This window comes from Streptomyces paludis (assembly GCF_003344965.1).
GTDB lineage: Bacteria > Actinomycetota > Actinomycetes > Streptomycetales > Streptomycetaceae > Streptomyces > Streptomyces paludis.
The window spans coordinates 1297564-1314575 of record NZ_CP031194.1 but is presented as its reverse complement, the minus strand read 5'-3'; the positions used below and the strand labels follow the sequence as shown (position 1 = coordinate 1314575).

Genomic DNA, 17012 nt, shown 5'->3' with positions numbered 1-17012 from the left:
TCTTGGGTTTTGCTGTTACTGTTTTCGGCGTGGACGTTTCCCTGAACTTGTGGGTGCTGACCATCCTTGGTCTGTGCGCCCTGATCGCCGTCGACTTCTTCATCGGGCGCAAGCCCCATGACGTCTCGATGAAGGAAGCCGGCATCTGGACCGCCGTCTGGATCGCCCTCGCCGTGCTGTTCGGCTTCGGCCTGATGGTGTTCGGGACGGGCCAGGCCGCCGGTGAGTTCTTCGCGGGCTTCATCACCGAGAAGTCACTGAGCGTCGACAACCTCTTCGTCTTCGTCCTGATCATGGCGAAGTTCTCGGTGCCCTCCCAGCTCCAGCAGCGTGTGCTGCTCATCGGCGTGCTGATAGCGCTGGTCCTGCGGGCCGGATTCATCGCGGCGGGCGCCGCGATCATCGCGAGCTTCTCGTGGGTCTTCTTCATCTTCGGCGCGTTCCTGATCTACACCGCCTGGAAGCTCATCCAGGAGGCGCGCTCCGGCGACGAGGAGGAGGAGTTCGAGGAGAACCGCCTGCTGAAGTCGGTCGAACGCCGCTTCGGGGTGGCCGACCGGTACCACGGCACCAAGCTCTTCATCCAGGCCAACGGCAAGCGGATCATGACCCCGCTGATGGTGGTCATGCTCGCCATCGGCACCACGGACGTGCTGTTCGCGCTGGACTCCATCCCGGCGATCTTCGGGCTCACCCAGGACCCGTACATCGTCTTCACCGCCAACGCCTTCGCGCTGATGGGGCTGCGCCAGCTCTACTTCCTCATCGGCGGGCTGCTGCGGAAGCTGGTGCACCTCAGCTACGGCCTGTCGGTGATCCTCGGCTTCATCGGGGTCAAGCTGGTGCTGCACGCGCTGCACGAGACCGGGGTCCATGTCCCCGTCATCTCCATACCGGTCTCGCTGTCCGTCATCTGCGGTGTGCTGGTCATCACGACCATCACCAGCCTGATCGCCTCGAAGAAGCAGGCCGAGCGCGACGCGGCCGAGGCCGCGGACGGCCAGGGCAAGGACAACGTGCAGGTCTGACCCGTACGGGGCCGATCCGGTCAGGGGCGAGGCGCCCAGGTCCGGGGGACCGGGCGCCGGCGCCGCTCACCAGCCGCGCGCCCGCCACTCCGCCAGGTGCGGGCGCTCGGCGCCGAGGGTGGAGTCATTGCCGTGGCCGGGGTAGATCCACGCCTCGTCCGGCAGGGCGGCGAAGATCTTCGTTTCGAGCCCGTCCATCAGACTGGCGAACTCGCCGGGGGTCGTGGTGCGCCCCGGACCGCCGGGGAAGAGGCAGTCACCGGTGAAGACATGCGGATGGCCGAACGGGTCGTCGTAGACCAGCGCGATGGAGCCGGGTGTGTGGCCCACCAGCCGCACGGCCCGCAGCGCGATCTCACCGACCCGGATCGTGTCGCCGTCCTCGACCGCCACATCGGTCGGCACGGGGATGCCCTCGGCGTCGTACCGCCCGGCGTAGGTGCGGGCGCCGGTGGCCGCCACGACCTCGGCCAGCGCCTGCCAGTGGTCGCCGTGGCGGTGGGTGGTGACGACGGACGCGATGCCGTCGTCACCGATCAGGGTCAGCAGGGTCGCGGCGTCATTGGCCGCGTCGATCAGCAGCTGCTCGCCGGTGGCCCGGCAGCGCAGCAGATAGGCGTTGTTCTCCATCGGCCCGACGGCCGCCTTGGAGATGATCAGGGCGGACAGCTCGTGCACATCCGCCGGTCCGCCGACCTTCACCGCTCCGCTGTACGTCATGCGGTCAGCCTATAGCGGCGGCAGTACGGGGAGAGCGGTGCCCGGACGGTCCAGCACGGCCCCGTCCCGCCGTCCCGCCAGCCACCCCAGCAGCTCGACCGCCGGGCCGGAGACGGCGATGGGCGTTCCCGCCGTCCCGCCGGTGCGCCAGTTCCGGCCGTCCGGCGCGGTGAGCGCCAGCGGCGGCAGCGCCGGGTGCCCGGCGAAGCGCTCCGCCAGGAAGTCGATCTCCCGTCCGGTGAACTCCGCCGGGAGATCTTCGAGGTCGCGGCCGATGCCCAGATCGATGTGGTGCAGCTCGATCTCGATCCAGCGGCGGAAGGGGACGCGCGCGGCGGCGTCCGTGACACCGTTGCGCAGCGCCACCACCCGGCTCCAGTCGGCGGGGCGCGCGGCGGATTCCTGGAAGCGGTCCGCGCTCCGCCGTACGTCCGCGAGCTGGACCGCGAGGGGCCTCGGCGCGTCCCGCCCGATGTCCGCGTCGCGGGTCGTGGCGTCCGGATACATCGGCCGGCCTTCGAGCACGTTCACCAGAGCGTCCGCGTTCCGGGCGAGATGCGCCAGCACATGACCGCGACTCCAGCCCGGCAGCCGTGACGGCGCGGCGACGTCCGCGTTGTCCAGTACGGCGACCGCGTCGAGCAGCCGGTCCGTCGCTTTCCGTACAGATGCCAGGTCCCGCACATGATCGGTCATGGCGCGACGATAACGCGGCCACTCGATCGGGTGAAGGTGGCCGGGAGCCGCCATAATTCGAATGTACGTGCTATAGGCTCGGAAGAGGCATCCTGGCATATAGGCAATCCCGTCCGGCGTTCCACCACCGGACCTCCGTCCCGGCGACCCCCGAGATCCGGACCCCCACGGTCCGGACGGGGGGCTCCGCCCCTGCTCTTCTCCAGAAAGGTGCGGACCGGCGTGGCCGACCGTCTCATCGTCCGTGGCGCGCGCGAGCACAATCTCAAGAACGTCTCGCTCGACCTCCCCCGTGACTCACTCATCGTCTTCACCGGGCTCTCCGGGTCGGGCAAGTCCTCTCTCGCGTTCGACACGATCTTCGCCGAGGGGCAGCGCCGGTACGTGGAGTCGCTCTCCTCGTACGCCCGGCAGTTCCTCGGCCAGATGGACAAGCCCGACGTCGACTTCATCGAAGGACTCTCCCCGGCCGTCTCCATCGACCAGAAGTCCACTTCCCGCAACCCGCGCTCGACGGTCGGCACCATCACCGAGGTCTACGACTACCTCCGGCTGCTCTTCGCCCGGATCGGCAAGCCGCACTGCCCCGAGTGCTCCCGGCCGATCTCCCGGCAGTCGCCGCAGGCCATCGTGGACCGGGTGCTGGAGCTGCCCGAGGGCAGCCGCTTCCAGGTCCTCTCGCCGCTGGTGCGCGAGCGCAAGGGCGAGTTCGTCGACCTCTTCGCGGACCTCCAGACCAAGGGGTACAGCCGGGCCAGGGTCGACGGACAGACCGTCCAGCTCACCGAGCCGCCCGCGCTCAAGAAGCAGGAGAAGCACACCATCGAGGTGGTCGTCGACCGCCTCACGGTCAAGGACAGCGCCAAGCGCCGGCTCACCGACTCCGTCGAGACCGCCCTCGGGCTCTCCGGCGGCATGGTCGTGCTCGACTTCGTCGACCTCCCCGAGGACGACCCCGAGCGCGAGCGGATGTACTCCGAGCATCTGTACTGCCCGTACGACGACCTCTCCTTCGAGGAGCTGGAGCCCCGCTCCTTCTCCTTCAACTCGCCCTTCGGCGCCTGCACCGACTGCACGGGCATCGGCACGCGCATGGAGGTCGACCCGGAGCTGATCATCCCCGACGAGGACAAGTCCCTCGACGAGGGCGCGATCCACCCCTGGTCCCACGGCCACACCAAGGAGTACTTCGGACGGCTGATCGGCGGCCTCGCCCAGGCCCTCGGCTTCCGTACGGACATCCCGTGGGCCGGGCTGCCCCAGCGCGCCAAGAAGGCCCTGCTGTACGGCCACAAGACCCAGGTCGAGGTCCGCTACCGGAACAGGTACGGGCGCGAGCGCGCCTACACCACCCCCGCCTTCGAGGGCGCGGTCACCTTCGTCAAGCGCCGCCACACCGAGGCCGAGAGCGACACCAGCAGGGAGCGCTTCGAGGGCTATATGCGCGAGGTGCCCTGCCCGGCCTGCGAGGGCACCCGGCTCAAGCCGATCGTGCTCGCGGTCACGGTCATGGACAAGTCCATCGCCGAGGTCTCCGCGCTGTCGATCAGCGACTGCGCCGACTTCCTCGGCCGCCTCACGCTGAACGCGCGCGACAAGAAGATCGCCGAGCGGGTCCTCAAGGAGGTCAACGAGCGGCTCAGGTTCCTGGTCGACGTCGGCCTCGACTACCTCTCGCTGAACCGCGCTGCGGGCACCCTCTCCGGCGGCGAGGCCCAGCGCATCCGGCTCGCCACCCAGATCGGCTCGGGACTGGTCGGCGTGCTGTACGTGCTGGACGAGCCGTCCATCGGCCTGCACCAGCGCGACAACCACCGGCTCATCGAGACCCTGGTCCGGCTCCGCGACATGGGCAACACCCTGATCGTCGTCGAACACGACGAGGACACCATCAAGGTGGCCGACTGGGTGGTCGACATCGGCCCCGGCGCGGGGGAGCACGGCGGCAAGGTCGTGCACTCGGGCCCCCTGAAGGGGCTGCTCGCCAACAAGGAGTCGATGACCGGCCAGTACCTCTCGGGCAAGCGGTCCATCCCGACCCCGGACATCCGCAGGCCCGTCGACCCGGACCGCCGGCTCACCGTGCACGGCGCGCGGGAGAACAACCTGCGGGACATCGACGTATCGTTCCCGCTCGGGGTGTTCACCGCGGTCACCGGAGTCTCCGGATCCGGCAAGTCCACCCTGGTCAACGACATCCTCTACACGCATCTGGCGCGCGAGCTGAACGGCGCCAAGTCCGTCCCCGGCCGGCACACCCGGGTCGACGGCGACGACCTCGTCGACAAGGTCGTGCACGTCGACCAGTCGCCCATCGGCCGCACCCCCCGGTCCAACCCGGCCACGTACACCGGGGTCTTCGACCATGTCCGCAAGCTCTTCGCGGAGACGATGGAGGCCAAGGTCCGCGGCTATCTCCCGGGGCGCTTCTCCTTCAACGTCAAGGGCGGGCGCTGCGAGAACTGCTCGGGCGACGGCACGATCAAGATCGAGATGAACTTCCTGCCGGACGTCTATGTCCCGTGCGAGGTGTGCCACGGCGCGCGCTACAACCGGGAGACCCTGGAGGTCCACTACAAGGGCAAGTCCATCGCCGAGGTCCTGGACATGCCGATCGAGGAGGGGCTGGCCTTCTTCGAGGCCGTGCCGACGATCGCGCGCCATCTGCGCACACTCAACGAGGTCGGGCTCGGCTATGTCCGGCTCGGCCAGTCCGCGCCGACCCTCTCGGGCGGCGAGGCGCAGCGCGTGAAGCTGTCGAGCGAACTCCAGAAGCGCTCCACCGGCCGTACGGTCTACGTCCTGGACGAGCCGACCACCGGTCTGCACTTCGAGGACATCAGCAAGCTGATCACGGTCCTGTCGGGGCTGGTCGACAAGGGCAACTCGGTGATCGTCATCGAGCACAACCTGGACGTCATCAAGACGGCGGACTGGGTGGTCGACATGGGCCCCGAGGGCGGCAGCGGCGGCGGCCTGGTCATCGCCGAGGGCACCCCGGAGCAGGTCGCCGGGGAACCGGCCAGCCACACCGGCAAGTTCCTCCGCGAGATCCTCGACCCCGACCGCATCAGCGACGCGGCACCGGCGAAGAAGACCGCGGCCCGGCGGACCGCGGCGAAGAAGGCACCGGCCAAGAAGACCGCGGCCCGCACCCGCCGCGCCTGACGGCCGCCGCGGGGGCGGCGCGCCGTAGCACCGCCCCCGCGGACCGTCCCGGGCCGTGCGCGGACCCCGTACCGCACGGGTCCGCGCACGCTACGGGCGGCCCCCGGCCGGGCGCGGGAAGGGCGCCGGTATCGTCGGGTATGCCCGCGCCCCGCCGGCGCCCCCGCCCCGTACCCCGCTCGCGCCCCCGCCCGTACCCCTGACCCGTGGAGCCACCATGTCCGGCCCGTCAGCCCCCCGTCGCACCCTGCTCAAGGGGGCCGCGCTCGCCGGTGCGGCCGGACTCGGCGTGGCCGCCTGCTCGACCCAGTCGAAGCTCGGGCACGCCGAGGCCCCCACCCCGACCGAGCCCGTCGACCTCGGCGACGCCTCCGCGGTACCGGTCGGCGGCGCCACCCTCTACCGGAAGCAGCGGCTCGTGGTCAGCTGCCCGGCCGCCGGTACGTACAAGGCGTTCAGCGCGCAGTGCACCCACGGCGGCTGTCTGCTGGCGAAGGTGGAGGGCACCGAGGGCGACTGCACCTGCCACGGCAGCAAGTTCGACGTCACGACCGGCGAGCCCATTCACGGTCCGGCCACCGCGCCCCTGCCCGAGGTGCCGGTCTCGGCGCGCGGCGGACGGCTCGTCGCGGGACCGGGCGCCGGCCCCGCCGAGGGCCTCAAGCGCTGAGACCGGCGGGCGAGCACGGCCCGTCCCGCGCCCCGTACGGGAGGCCGGTCACCTCCGGTCACTCCGGCCACCCCGCTGTCAGTGGCCGACAGTAGGGTGGAGTACATGGCCGACCCCTCCAGCTACCGCCCCAAGCCGGGACAGATCCCCGACTCGCCGGGGGTCTACAAATTCCGCGACGAACACCACCGGGTGATCTACGTCGGGAAGGCGAAAAGCCTGCGCCAGCGGCTCGCCAGCTACTTCCAGGACCTGTCGGGACTGCATCCGCGCACCCGCACCATGGTCACCACGGCCGCCGCCGTCGAGTGGACCGTCGTCTCCACCGAGGTCGAGGCGCTCCAGCTGGAGTACTCGTGGATCAAGGAGTACGACCCCCGGTTCAACGTCAAGTACCGCGACGACAAGAGCTATCCGTACCTCGCCGTCACGCTCAACGAGGAGTTCCCCCGGGTCCAGGTCATGCGCGGCGCCAAGAAGAAGGGCGTGCGCTACTTCGGACCGTACGGACACGCCTGGGCCATCCGTGAGACCGTCGACCTGATGCTCCGTGTCTTCCCCGTACGCACCTGCTCCGCGGGGGTGTTCAAGAACGCGGCGCGCACCGGCCGCCCCTGCCTCCTCGGCTACATCGACAAGTGCTCGGCGCCCTGCGTCGGCCGGGTCACCCCCGAGGAGCACCGCGAACTGGCCGACGAGTTCTGCGACTTCATGGCCGGCCGCACCGGTACGTACATCCGCCGGCTGGAGCGGCGGATGACGGACGCCGCCGAGGAGATGGAGTACGAGCGGGCCGCCCGGCTGCGCGACGACATAGAGGCCCTGCGCCGCGCCATGGAGAAGAACGCGGTCGTCCTCGCAGACGCCACCGACGCCGACCTGATCGCCGTCGCCGAGGACGAACTGGAGGCCGCCGTACAGATCTTCCACGTCCGCGGCGGCCGGGTCCGCGGCCAGCGCGGCTGGGTCACCGACAAGGTCGAGGCCGTCGACACGGCCGGCCTCGTGGAGCACGCGCTCCAGCAGCTCTACGGCGAGGAGCGCGGCGACGCCGTCCCCAAGGAAGTGCTCGTCCCCGCCCTCCCGGAGGACGCCGGCGCCGTCACGGAGTGGCTCAGCACGCGCCGCGGCGCCCAGGTCTCGCTGCGTATCCCCCAACGCGGCGACAAGAAGGACCTGATGGCGACCGTCGGGCGCAACGCCCAGCAGTCCCTGATCCTGCACAAGACCAAACGCGCCAGCGACCTCACCACCCGCTCCCGCGCCCTGGAGGAGATCTCCGGAGCCCTCGGCCTCGACAGCGTGCCGCTGCGCGTCGAGTGCTTCGACATCTCGCACCTCCAGGGTGACGACGTCGTCGCGTCCATGGTGGTCTTCGAGGACGGCCTCGCCCGCAAGAGCGAGTACCGCCGCTTCCAGATCAAGACCTTCGAGGGCCAGGACGACGTCCGGTCGATGCACGAGGTCATCACGCGCCGCTTCCGCCGCTATCTCCAGGAGAAGGAGCGGACGGGGGAGTGGGCCGAGGAGAGCGGCGCATCCCCTGAATCCCCCGCATCCCCCGAATCCGCTGAATCCGCCGAATCTTCCGGCTCCCTCACCGAGGACGACGGCCGTCCCAAGCGCTTCGCCTACCCGCCCCAGCTCGTCGTGGTCGACGGCGGACAGCCCCAGGTCGCCGCCGCCCAGCGCGCCCTCGACGAACTGGGCATCGACGACGTCGCCGTCTGCGGCCTCGCCAAGCGCCTCGAAGAGGTCTGGCTGCCCGGCGAGAGCGACCCGGTGGTGCTGCCGCGCTCCAGCGAGGGCCTCTATCTGCTCCAGCGGGTACGGGACGAGGCACACCGCTTCGCCATCACGTATCAGCGGGCCAAACGGGCCAAACGCATCAGGTCGGGCCCGCTGGACGAGGTCGCCGGCCTCGGCGAGTCCCGGAAACAGGCACTCATCAAGCATTTCGGCTCGGTGAAGCGGCTCCGGCAGGCGACAATCGACCAGATCTGCGAGGTTCCCGGTGTGGGACGCAAGACCGCGGAGGCGGTCGCCGTCGCCCTCGCCGCCGCGGCCCCGGCCGCACCCGCCGTGAACACGGCAACAGGAGAGATCATGGAAGACAACGGGGGCACCACGCATGACTGAGCACGACCGGGACGGAGCAGGGCACGTGAGTACGGGCACCACGAAGGAGAACGGTGAGGCCGTCGAGGCGGCCATCCCCGAGCTGGTGATCATCTCCGGCATGTCGGGCGCCGGCCGCAGCACCGCCGCCAAGTGTCTGGAGGACCTCGGCTGGTTCGTCGTCGACAACCTGCCGCCCGCGCTGATCCCCACCATGGTGGAGCTGGGCGCCCGCTCGCAGGGCAATGTGGCCCGGATCGCGGTCGTCGTCGACGTCCGCGGCCGGCGCTTCTTCGACAACCTCCGCGAATCCCTCGCCGACCTCGACGCCAAGGAGGTCACCCGGCGGATCGTCTTCCTGGAGTCCTCCGACGAGGCCCTGGTCCGCCGCTTCGAATCCGTCCGCCGCCCGCACCCCCTCCAGGGCGACGGCCGTATCGTCGACGGCATCGCGGCCGAGCGCGACCTCCTGCGCGAGCTGCGCGGCGACGCCGACCTGGTGATCGACACCTCCGACCTCAACGTCCACGAGCTGCGCAGCAAGATGGACGCGCAGTTCGCGGGCGACGAGAAGCCGGAGCTGCGGGCCACCGTCATGTCCTTCGGCTACAAGTACGGCCTGCCCGTCGACGCCGACCTCGTCGTGGACTGCCGCTTCCTGCCCAACCCGCACTGGGTCCCCGAGCTGCGCCCCTTCACCGGGCTCAACGACGAGGTCTCCACCTATGTCTTCAACCAGCCGGGCGCCAAGGAGTTCCTCGACCGCTACACCGAGCTGCTCCAGCTGATCGCCGCCGGCTACCGCCGCGAGGGCAAGCGCTATGTGACCGTCGCCGTCGGCTGCACGGGCGGCAAGCACCGCTCCGTCGCGATGTCCGAGAAGCTCGGCGCGCGGCTGGCCGCGGAGGGCGTCGAGACCGTCGTCGTGCACCGGGACCTGGGGCGCGAGTGACCGGACGGACCTTCCGTATGCGCCGGCTGCGCCGGGGCGTACCGACGCTGTCGGCGCGCGGGCGCGGGCGCGGCGCCCAGCCGAAGGTCGTCGCCCTCGGCGGTGGCATGGGGCTGTCGGCCTCCCTCGCCGCCCTCCGCCGGATCACCGGCGATCTCACGGCCGTCGTCACCGTCGCCGACGACGGCGGCTCCAGCGGCCGGCTCCGCGACGAGCTGGGCGTCCTGCCGCCCGGCGATCTCCGCAAGGCCCTGGCGGCGCTCTGCGGCGACGACGACTGGGGCCAGACCTGGTCACGGGTGATCCAGCACCGCTTCCAGTCCAAGGGCGAGCTGCACGAACACGCGGTCGGCAATCTGCTGATCGTCGCCCTCTGGGAGCAGCTCGGTGACCATGTCCAGGCCCTCGACCTGGTTGGCAAGCTCCTGGGCGCCCACGGCCGGGTGCTGCCCATGTCCGCCGTACCGCTGGAGCTGCAAGCGCTCGTACGGGGGCACGATCCGGCGCGCCCGGACGAGGTCGACACCGTACGCGGCCAGGCGACCGTCGCCCTCACCCGCGGCGAGGTGCAGTCCGTCCACCTCGTGCCGAACGATCCGCCGGCCGTCCCCGAGGCGGTCGCCGCCGTCCTGGATGCCGACTGGGTGGTGCTCGGCCCCGGGTCCTGGTTTTCCTCCGTGATCCCGCACCTGCTCGTGCCCGAGCTGCTCGACGCGCTCGTCGCGACGAAGGCCCGCCGGGTCCTCTCGCTGAACCTCGCCCCGCAACCGGGCGAAACCGATGGCTTCTCACCGCAGCGTCATTTGGAGGTTTTGGGGCGACACGCCCCTAAACTCGCCTTGGACGTGGTGCTGGCCGACGAGGCCGCCGTGCCTGACTGCGAGTCTCTCTCCGATGCCGCGAAACGGTTCGGTGCCGCGGTCGAGCTGGCGCCGGTGGCAGCGCCCGACAGCTCGCCGGTCCATGATCCCGAGCTGTTGGCAGCCGCGTACGACCGTATTTTTCGGATGCATGGAAGGATCGGCCCATGGCGATGACGCCAGCGGTGAAGGACGAGATCGCCCGCCTCCCCGTCACCCGGACGTGCTGCAGGAAGGCGGAGGTCTCGGCGATCCTTCGGTTCGCGGGCGGGCTGCACCTGGTGAGCGGCCGCATCGTGATCGAGGCGGAGCTGGACACCAGCATCGCCGCGCGACGGCTGCGCAAGGACATCCTGGAGATCTTCGGGCACAACTCGGAGCTGGTGGTGATGGCCCCCGGCGGGCTGCGCCGCGGCAGCCGTTACGTCGTACGGGTGATCACCGGCGGTGATCAGCTGGCCCGGCAGACCGGACTGGTGGACGGCCGGGGGCGCCCGATCCGCGGGCTGCCCCCGCAGGTCGTCTCCGGCGCCACCTGTGACGCGGAGGCCGCCTGGCGCGGCGCGTTCCTGGCGCACGGGTCGCTGACGGAGCCGGGCCGCTCCTCCTCGCTGGAGGTGACGTGCCCCGGGCCCGAGGCCGCTCTCGCGCTGGTCGGCGCGGCCCGCAGGCTCCAGATCGCCGCCAAGGCCCGCGAGGTGCGCGGGGTGGACCGTGTGGTCGTCCGGGACGGCGACGCGATCGGCGCGCTGCTGACCCGGCTCGGGGCGCACGAGTCGGTGCTGGCCTGGGAGGAGCGGCGGATGCGCCGCGAGGTCCGGGCCACGGCCAACCGCCTCGCCAACTTCGACGACGCGAACCTGCGCCGGTCCGCCCGCGCGGCGGTCGCCGCCGGTGCCCGGGTGCAGCGCGCGCTGGAGATCCTCGGCGAGGAGGTGCCCGAGCATCTCGCCGCCGCCGGGCGGCTGCGCATGGAGCACAAGCAGGCGTCGCTGGAGGAGCTGGGCGCGCTGGCCGACCCGCCGCTGACCAAGGACGCGGTCGCCGGCCGGATCCGGCGGCTGCTGGCCATGGCCGACAAGCGGGCGCAGGACCTGGGGATCCCGGGCACCGAATCCAACCTCAGCGAGGATCTGGCCGATGGCCTCGTGGGCTGACGCGCACGCCTGCGCACACACCGGCGCACACGCCCCTGCGGGCTGACCCGGGCGGCGCCGGGTCTGTCCGTACTCGTCGGTAATGGCGGGTGCGGGCCGGGCCCGGCTCCCGGGGCGACATGGGATGTCACCCCGCGGCCCGGGGAGAGGTAGGGTCATAAGCGGTCGGGGACATCCCATACAACTCGCCGGCGTCGAAACCCGGCGTACCAACGAGGAGATCGGTTCGTGACGATCCGCGTAGGCATCAACGGCTTTGGCCGCATCGGTCGTAACTACTTCCGCGCGCTGCTGGAGCAGGGTGCAGACATCGAGATCGTGGCTGTCAACGACCTGGGTGACACTGCGACCACGGCGCATCTGCTGAAGTACGACACCATCCTGGGCCGCCTCAAGGCCGAGGTGACCCACACCGCCGACACGATCACGGTCGACGGTCACACCATCAAGGTGCTCTCCGAGCGCGACCCGGCCGACATCCCCTGGGGTGAGCTGGGCGTCGACATCGTCATCGAGTCGACCGGCATCTTCACCAAGAAGGCCGACGCCGCGAAGCACATCGCGGGTGGCGCCAAGAAGGTCCTCATCTCGGCTCCGGCCTCGGACGAGGACATCACGATCGTGCTCGGTGTCAACGAGGACAAGTACGACCCGGCGAACCACCACATCATCTCCAACGCCTCCTGCACCACCAACTGTGTGGCGCCGATGGCCAAGGTTCTCCTGGAGAACTTCGGCATCGTCTCGGGCCTGATGACCACGGTCCACGCGTACACCAGCGACCAGCGTCTCCAGGACTTCCCGCACAAGGACCTGCGCCGCGCCCGCGCCGCCGCCGAGAACATCATTCCGGCGAGCACCGGTGCGGCCAAGGCCCTCGGCCTGGTCATCCCGGAGCTGGCGGGCAAGCTCAACGGCATGGCGATGCGCGTTCCGGTCCCGACCGGATCCGTCACCGACCTGGTCGTCGAGACGGAGCGCGCGGTGACCAAGGAAGAGGTCAACGCGGCCTTCCAGAAGGCGTCCCAGGGCGAGCTGAAGGGCTACCTCGACTACACCGAGGACCCGATCGTCTCCTCGGACATCGTCAACTGGCCGGCCTCCTGCACCTTCGACTCCTCCCTGACCATGGTCCAGGGCAACAGTGTGAAGATCATCGGCTGGTACGACAACGAGTGGGGCTACTCCAACCGTCTGGTCGACCTGACCGTCTTCGTCGGCGGCCGGCTCTGATTCAGGGCCTCTGAATTCAGGGCCGACAGGCATCTCGATATGAGCGACAGGGCTCGGTCGGCGCACACGCGGCGCTGTTCGAGCCCTGTTGGCCTGTCCAGACATTCCAAGGAGTGCAGCAGCAGATGAAGACGATCGACGAACTTCTCGCAGAAGGGGTCGCCGGCAAGCGCGTATTCGTCCGCGCCGACCTCAATGTGCCGCTGGACGGCACCACCATCACCGACGACGGCCGGATCCGCGCCGTCCGGCCGACGATCGCCCGGCTCGCCGAGGCCGGCGCCCGTGTGATCGTCGCCTCGCACCTGGGCCGCCCCAAGGGCGCCCCGGACCCCGCCTTCTCCCTCGCGCCCGCCGCCGCGCGCCTCGGTGAACTCCTCGGCGCCGACGTGGCGTTCGCGACCGACACGGTCGGCGAGTCCGCCACCGCCACCGTCGCGGCGCTCACTGACGGACAGGTCGCCGTCATCGAGAACCTCCGCTTCAACGCGGGCGAGACCGCGAAGGACGACGCCGAGCGCGGCGCCTTCGCCGGCCAACTGGCCGCGCTGGCCGATGTGTACGTGGGCGACGGCTTCGGCGCCGTACACCGCAAGCACGCCTCGGTGTTCGACCTGCCGGCCCGGCTGCCGCACGCCGCCGGATATCTGATCGCCACCGAGGTCGGTGTGCTCAAGAAGCTCACCGACGAGGTGAAGCGGCCGTACGCGGTCGTCCTCGGCGGCGCCAAGGTCTCCGACAAGCTCGCGGTCATCGACCACCTGCTGGAGCGCGCCGACCGGATCCTGGTCGGCGGCGGCATGGTCTTCACCTTCCTCAAGGCCCAGGGCCACGAGATCGGCTCCTCGCTCGTCCAGGAGGACCAGATCCCCGCCGTCCGCGAGTACCTGGAGCGGGCGAAGGAGCGCGGCGTGGAGTTCGTGCTCCCCGTCGACGTCGTGGTCGCGGACGGCTTCCCCGACCTGAAGGCCAAGGCGCCGACCCACCCCGAGACGGTGGCGGCCGACGCCATCCCGGCCGGCCGGATGGGCCTGGACATCGGCCCGGAGACCGGCCGGCTCTACGCCTCGAAGCTCGCCGACGCGGCCACCGTCTTCTGGAACGGTCCGATGGGCGTCTTCGAGCACCCCGACTACGCCGAGGGCACCCGGGCCGTCGCCCAGGCCCTCGTCGACTCCCCGGGCTTCTCCGTGGTCGGCGGTGGCGACTCCGCCGCCGCCGTCCGCATCCTGGGCTTCGACGAGAAGGCATTCGGCCATATCTCGACCGGTGGCGGCGCCAGCCTCGAATACCTCGAGGGCAAGACGCTTCCCGGCCTCGCCGCACTGGAGGACTGAACAGCTCATGAGCACTTCGAACGGAACGACCGGCCGTATCCCGCTGATGGCGGGCAACTGGAAGATGAACCTCAACCACCTTGAGGCCATCGCGCACACCCAGAAGCTGGCCTTCGCGCTGACCGACAAGGACTACGACGCCGTGGAGGTCGCCGTCCTGGCGCCCTTCACCGATCTGCGGTCCGTCCAGACGCTGGTCGACGGCGACAAACTCAAGATCAAGTACGGCGCCCAGGACATCTCGGCGCACGACTCCGGCGCGTACACCGGGGAGATCTCCGGCCCGATGCTCGCCAAGCTGAAATGCGCGTACGTGGCCGTCGGGCACTCCGAGCGGCGGCAGTACCACGCCGAGTCGGACGAGATCTGCAACGCCAAGGTGAAGGCCGCGTTCAAGCACGGGCTGACCCCGATCCTCTGCGTCGGCGAGGGTCTGGACATCCGCAAGGCCGGTGACCAGGTCTCCTACACCCTGGCCCAGCTCGACGGCGGGCTGAAGGACATCCCGGCCGAGCAGGCCGAGACCGTCGTGATCGCGTACGAGCCGGTGTGGGCCATCGGCACCGGCGAGGTCGCCACCCCCGAGGACGCCCAGGAGGTCTGCGCGGCCATCCGCGGGCGGCTCGCCGAGCTGTACTCGCAGGAGCTGGCCGACAAGGTCCGCATCCAGTACGGCGGCTCCGTCAAGTCCGGGAATGTCGCCGCGATCATGGCGCAGCCGGACGTGGACGGGGCGCTGGTGGGCGGTGCCGCGCTCGACACCGACGAGTTCGTCAAGATCGTCAGGTTCCGCGACCAGTGAGTATGCGGTAGCAAGGATCCGTCGTACCCTGGCGGGGGCCGGGAGGCACTGCCCCTCGGCCCCCGCCATCCGTTGTCCGGCAGGTCGGTCCTGCCGGTTCTGCCCGTCCGAGGAAGTTGGTCCAGCCGTGGTCATGGGGTTCTCGATCGCCCTCATCATCTTCAGCCTGCTGATGATGCTGCTGGTGCTGATGCACAAGGGGAAGGGCGGCGGCCTCTCCGACATGTTCGGTGGCGGAATGCAGTCGTCCGTCGGGGGTTCCTCGGTCGCCGAGCGTAACCTCGACCGCATCACCGTTGTTGTCGGTCTGCTGTGGTTCGCGTGCATTGTCGTGCTTGGCCTGCTGCTGAAGCTGGACAGCTGAGCATACGTACGGTACGGCACCCGGGCGCGGCCTATCATGAGGTTCCGCGCCCGGCGGCTGAGGGAGTAACTCCCTTTACTGGACGCGCGTTGGGCCTTACGTAGACTGTGGTCAGCCCGGCAGCGGAGCTGCCTACCGACGCATTGCGGCACCATCACGCAGGGAGTTACGACCGTGGCAAGTGGCAACGCGATCCGGGGAAGCCGGGTCGGCGCGGGGCCGATGGGTGAGGCCGAGCGCGGCGAGTCCGCGCCCCGCCTGCGCATTTCCTTCTGGTGCTCGAACGGGCATGAGACGGTGCCGAGCTTCGCCAGCGACGCGCAGGTTCCGGAGACGTGGGACTGCCCGCGCTGTGGCTTCCCGGCCGGTCAGGACCGGGACAATCCGCCGGACCCGCCGCGCACCGAGCCGTACAAGACGCATCTCGCGTATGTGCGGGAGCGGCGCAGCGACGCGGACGGCGAAGCGATCCTCGCCGAGGCCCTCGCCAAGCTGCGTGGCGAGTTCTAGCCACTTTTTCCGGCCGGACACGAGACAGGTGTCCGGCCGAACCATTTTTGCCCGGCATTGTCCCGTTCTGTGGGCTGTCGGTGCCCGAGCGCCGTTGTCAGTGCCACCCCTTACGGTCTGAAGCAGTCGATCGAAGGGGGAACGGTGACGGCTGTCGATGCCGTGGAAGCGGCGGCGCCGCCATGGCGCGGAGGGTTCGGCCGGCTCTGGTCGGCCGCGATCGTCTCGCGCTTCGGAGACGCGCTGCGGACCGCGGCCCTGCCCCTGCTGGCTGCCTCGCTCACGGACGATCCCCTGCTGATCGCCTCCGTGACCGCCTGCGGCTATCTGCCGTGGCTGCTGTTCGGACTGCTCGGCGGAGCGGTCGCCGACCGGGTGGACCAGCGGCGGGCGATGTGGGGCGTCGATCTGGTCCGGGGCGCGCTGATGGGGGCCTTCGCGCTCGCCGTGGGCTTCGGCCAGGCGTCGATCGCGCTCCTGCTCCTGCTCGCTTTCTTCCTGACGACACTTCAGACACTGTTCGACAACGCGGCGACGGCCCTGCTGCCGTCACTGGTCGAGCGGCGCGAACTCGGCAGTGCCAACGCCCGCCTGATGACCGGTCAGCAGATAGCGGGCAGCCTTCTCGCGGCCCCGCTGGTGCCCCTGCTGCTCCTGGTGGACGTGGCCGCGCCCCACGCGGTCAACGCGGTCACCTACGGTCTGGCGGCGCTGCTGATCCTCTCGCTGCGGGCCGGGGCCCCGGAGCGGCCTCCGCGCAAGGCCGGCTCCACCCTGCGCGGCGAGATCGCCGAAGGGCTGCGCTTCCTGGCGGGCGACCGGACGCTGCGCGGGCTGTGTCTGGCGACGACGCTGTGCAACATAGGGATGAGCGCGCTGATCGCGACCCTGGTGCTGCATGTCACGGGCTGGCTGGACGCGGGGAACAGCGGATACGCCCTGACGCTCACCGCCTTCGGGGTGGGCAGCGTGGTGGGCGGGCTGCTGGCGAAGCGGCTCGCCGAGTGGACCGGCCGGGTGCGCGCGATGCTCCTCGCCGGCACGGTCCAGATCTGCTCTCTGGCCGTCCTCGGATCGGTGCGCCGGATCGGGGTGGCGGTCTGCTGCCTGGCGGTCCTCGGCGCCATGGGCATGGTGTGGAACGTGCAGCAGGCGACCCTGACACAGGAGCGCAGCCCCCGGGAGATGCTGGGCCGGATCAGCTCGGCCTTCCGCACCCTCGCGCTGGCCGGAGCACCGCTCGGCGCGCTGCTGGGCGGCGCCGCGGCGGCCGGCTGGGGACTCAACGCCCCGGCTCTCCTGACCGCCGGGTTCTTCGTACTGGCTATCGCATCGCTCAGCCCCCTGATCAATTAAGTTGGGAGGACAGCGGGGTTCGCGTACACGCACGACAATGA

General features: G+C 70.2%; 15 protein-coding genes. 13 read left to right on the top strand and 2 right to left on the bottom strand.

All coding sequences use genetic code 11. The features are described from left to right. Nucleotides 1-29 precede the first annotated feature (29 nt). Entirely contained in the window at nt 30-1028 is a 999-nt protein-coding gene (locus DVK44_RS05740) for a TerC family protein (protein WP_114658640.1), read from the top strand. A 66-nt stretch (nt 1029-1094) separates the two neighbouring features. Here the strand turns inward: DVK44_RS05740 and DVK44_RS05735 are convergent, their stop codons facing one another. Both DVK44_RS05735 and DVK44_RS05730 read right to left on the bottom strand, forming a co-directional pair. After that, nucleotides 1095-1748 (bottom strand): MBL fold metallo-hydrolase, encoded by a 654-nt coding sequence (locus tag DVK44_RS05735; protein ID WP_114658639.1) that lies wholly within the window; start codon nt 1746-1748, stop codon nt 1095-1097. A 9-nt stretch (nt 1749-1757) separates the two neighbouring features. Next, nucleotides 1758-2444, bottom strand: coding sequence for a maleylpyruvate isomerase family mycothiol-dependent enzyme (locus DVK44_RS05730; protein ID WP_114658638.1), 687 nt, complete (start codon nt 2442-2444; stop codon nt 1758-1760). Between the two features lie 222 nt (nt 2445-2666). On the opposite strand from DVK44_RS05730, the gene uvrA reads away from it, so the two are divergent. The 12 genes from uvrA to DVK44_RS05670 all read left to right on the top strand — a co-directional run bounded on the left by uvrA (nt 2667) and on the right by DVK44_RS05670 (nt 16971). Then, nucleotides 2667-5612 (top strand): excinuclease ABC subunit UvrA, encoded by a 2946-nt coding sequence (gene uvrA, locus DVK44_RS05725; RefSeq protein ID WP_114664925.1) that lies wholly within the window; start codon nt 2667-2669, stop codon nt 5610-5612. A gap of 217 nt (nt 5613-5829) precedes the next feature. After that, nucleotides 5830-6282 (top strand): Rieske (2Fe-2S) protein, encoded by a 453-nt coding sequence (locus DVK44_RS05720; protein WP_114658637.1) that lies wholly within the window; start codon nt 5830-5832, stop codon nt 6280-6282. Between the two features lie 105 nt (nt 6283-6387). Continuing rightward, a complete protein-coding gene (gene uvrC, locus DVK44_RS05715) occupies nt 6388-8421 on the top strand; it encodes an excinuclease ABC subunit UvrC (RefSeq protein WP_114658636.1) in 2034 nt (677 codons plus the stop codon). Further along, nucleotides 8414-9352, top strand: a complete 939-nt coding sequence (gene rapZ / locus DVK44_RS05710) for an RNase adapter RapZ (protein WP_114658635.1) — start codon at nt 8414-8416, stop codon at nt 9350-9352. Before uvrC ends, rapZ begins: the two co-directional genes overlap by 8 nt. Further along, nucleotides 9349-10389 (top strand): gluconeogenesis factor YvcK family protein, encoded by a 1041-nt coding sequence (locus DVK44_RS05705; protein WP_114658634.1) that lies wholly within the window; start codon nt 9349-9351, stop codon nt 10387-10389. The genes rapZ and DVK44_RS05705 overlap by 4 nt, the downstream gene beginning before the upstream one ends. After that, a complete protein-coding gene (gene whiA, locus DVK44_RS05700) occupies nt 10380-11369 on the top strand; it encodes a DNA-binding protein WhiA (protein WP_030353658.1) in 990 nt (329 codons plus the stop codon). Before DVK44_RS05705 ends, whiA begins: the two co-directional genes overlap by 10 nt. Before the next feature lie 228 nt (nt 11370-11597). Continuing rightward, entirely contained in the window at nt 11598-12602 is a 1005-nt protein-coding gene (gap, locus tag DVK44_RS05695) for a type I glyceraldehyde-3-phosphate dehydrogenase (RefSeq protein WP_114658633.1), read from the top strand. 125 nt (nt 12603-12727) lie between these two features. Continuing rightward, a complete protein-coding gene (locus DVK44_RS05690) occupies nt 12728-13939 on the top strand; it encodes a phosphoglycerate kinase (RefSeq protein ID WP_114658632.1) in 1212 nt (403 codons plus the stop codon). A gap of 7 nt (nt 13940-13946) precedes the next feature. Beyond that, nucleotides 13947-14741, top strand: coding sequence for a triose-phosphate isomerase (tpiA, locus tag DVK44_RS05685; protein WP_114658631.1), 795 nt, complete (start codon nt 13947-13949; stop codon nt 14739-14741). Between the two features lie 133 nt (nt 14742-14874). Next, nucleotides 14875-15105 carry a preprotein translocase subunit SecG gene (secG, locus tag DVK44_RS05680; protein WP_181957609.1) on the top strand — a complete coding sequence of 77 codons (231 nt, stop codon included), beginning with the start codon at nt 14875-14877 and terminating at the stop codon, nt 15103-15105. A gap of 174 nt (nt 15106-15279) precedes the next feature. Further along, nucleotides 15280-15615, top strand: coding sequence for an RNA polymerase-binding protein RbpA (locus DVK44_RS05675; RefSeq protein WP_114622478.1), 336 nt, complete (start codon nt 15280-15282; stop codon nt 15613-15615). Nucleotides 15616-15759: 144 nt separating this feature from the next. Further along, a complete protein-coding gene (locus tag DVK44_RS05670) occupies nt 15760-16971 on the top strand; it encodes an MFS transporter (RefSeq protein ID WP_114658629.1) in 1212 nt (403 codons plus the stop codon). The last annotated feature ends 41 nt before the right edge of the window (nt 16972-17012 follow it).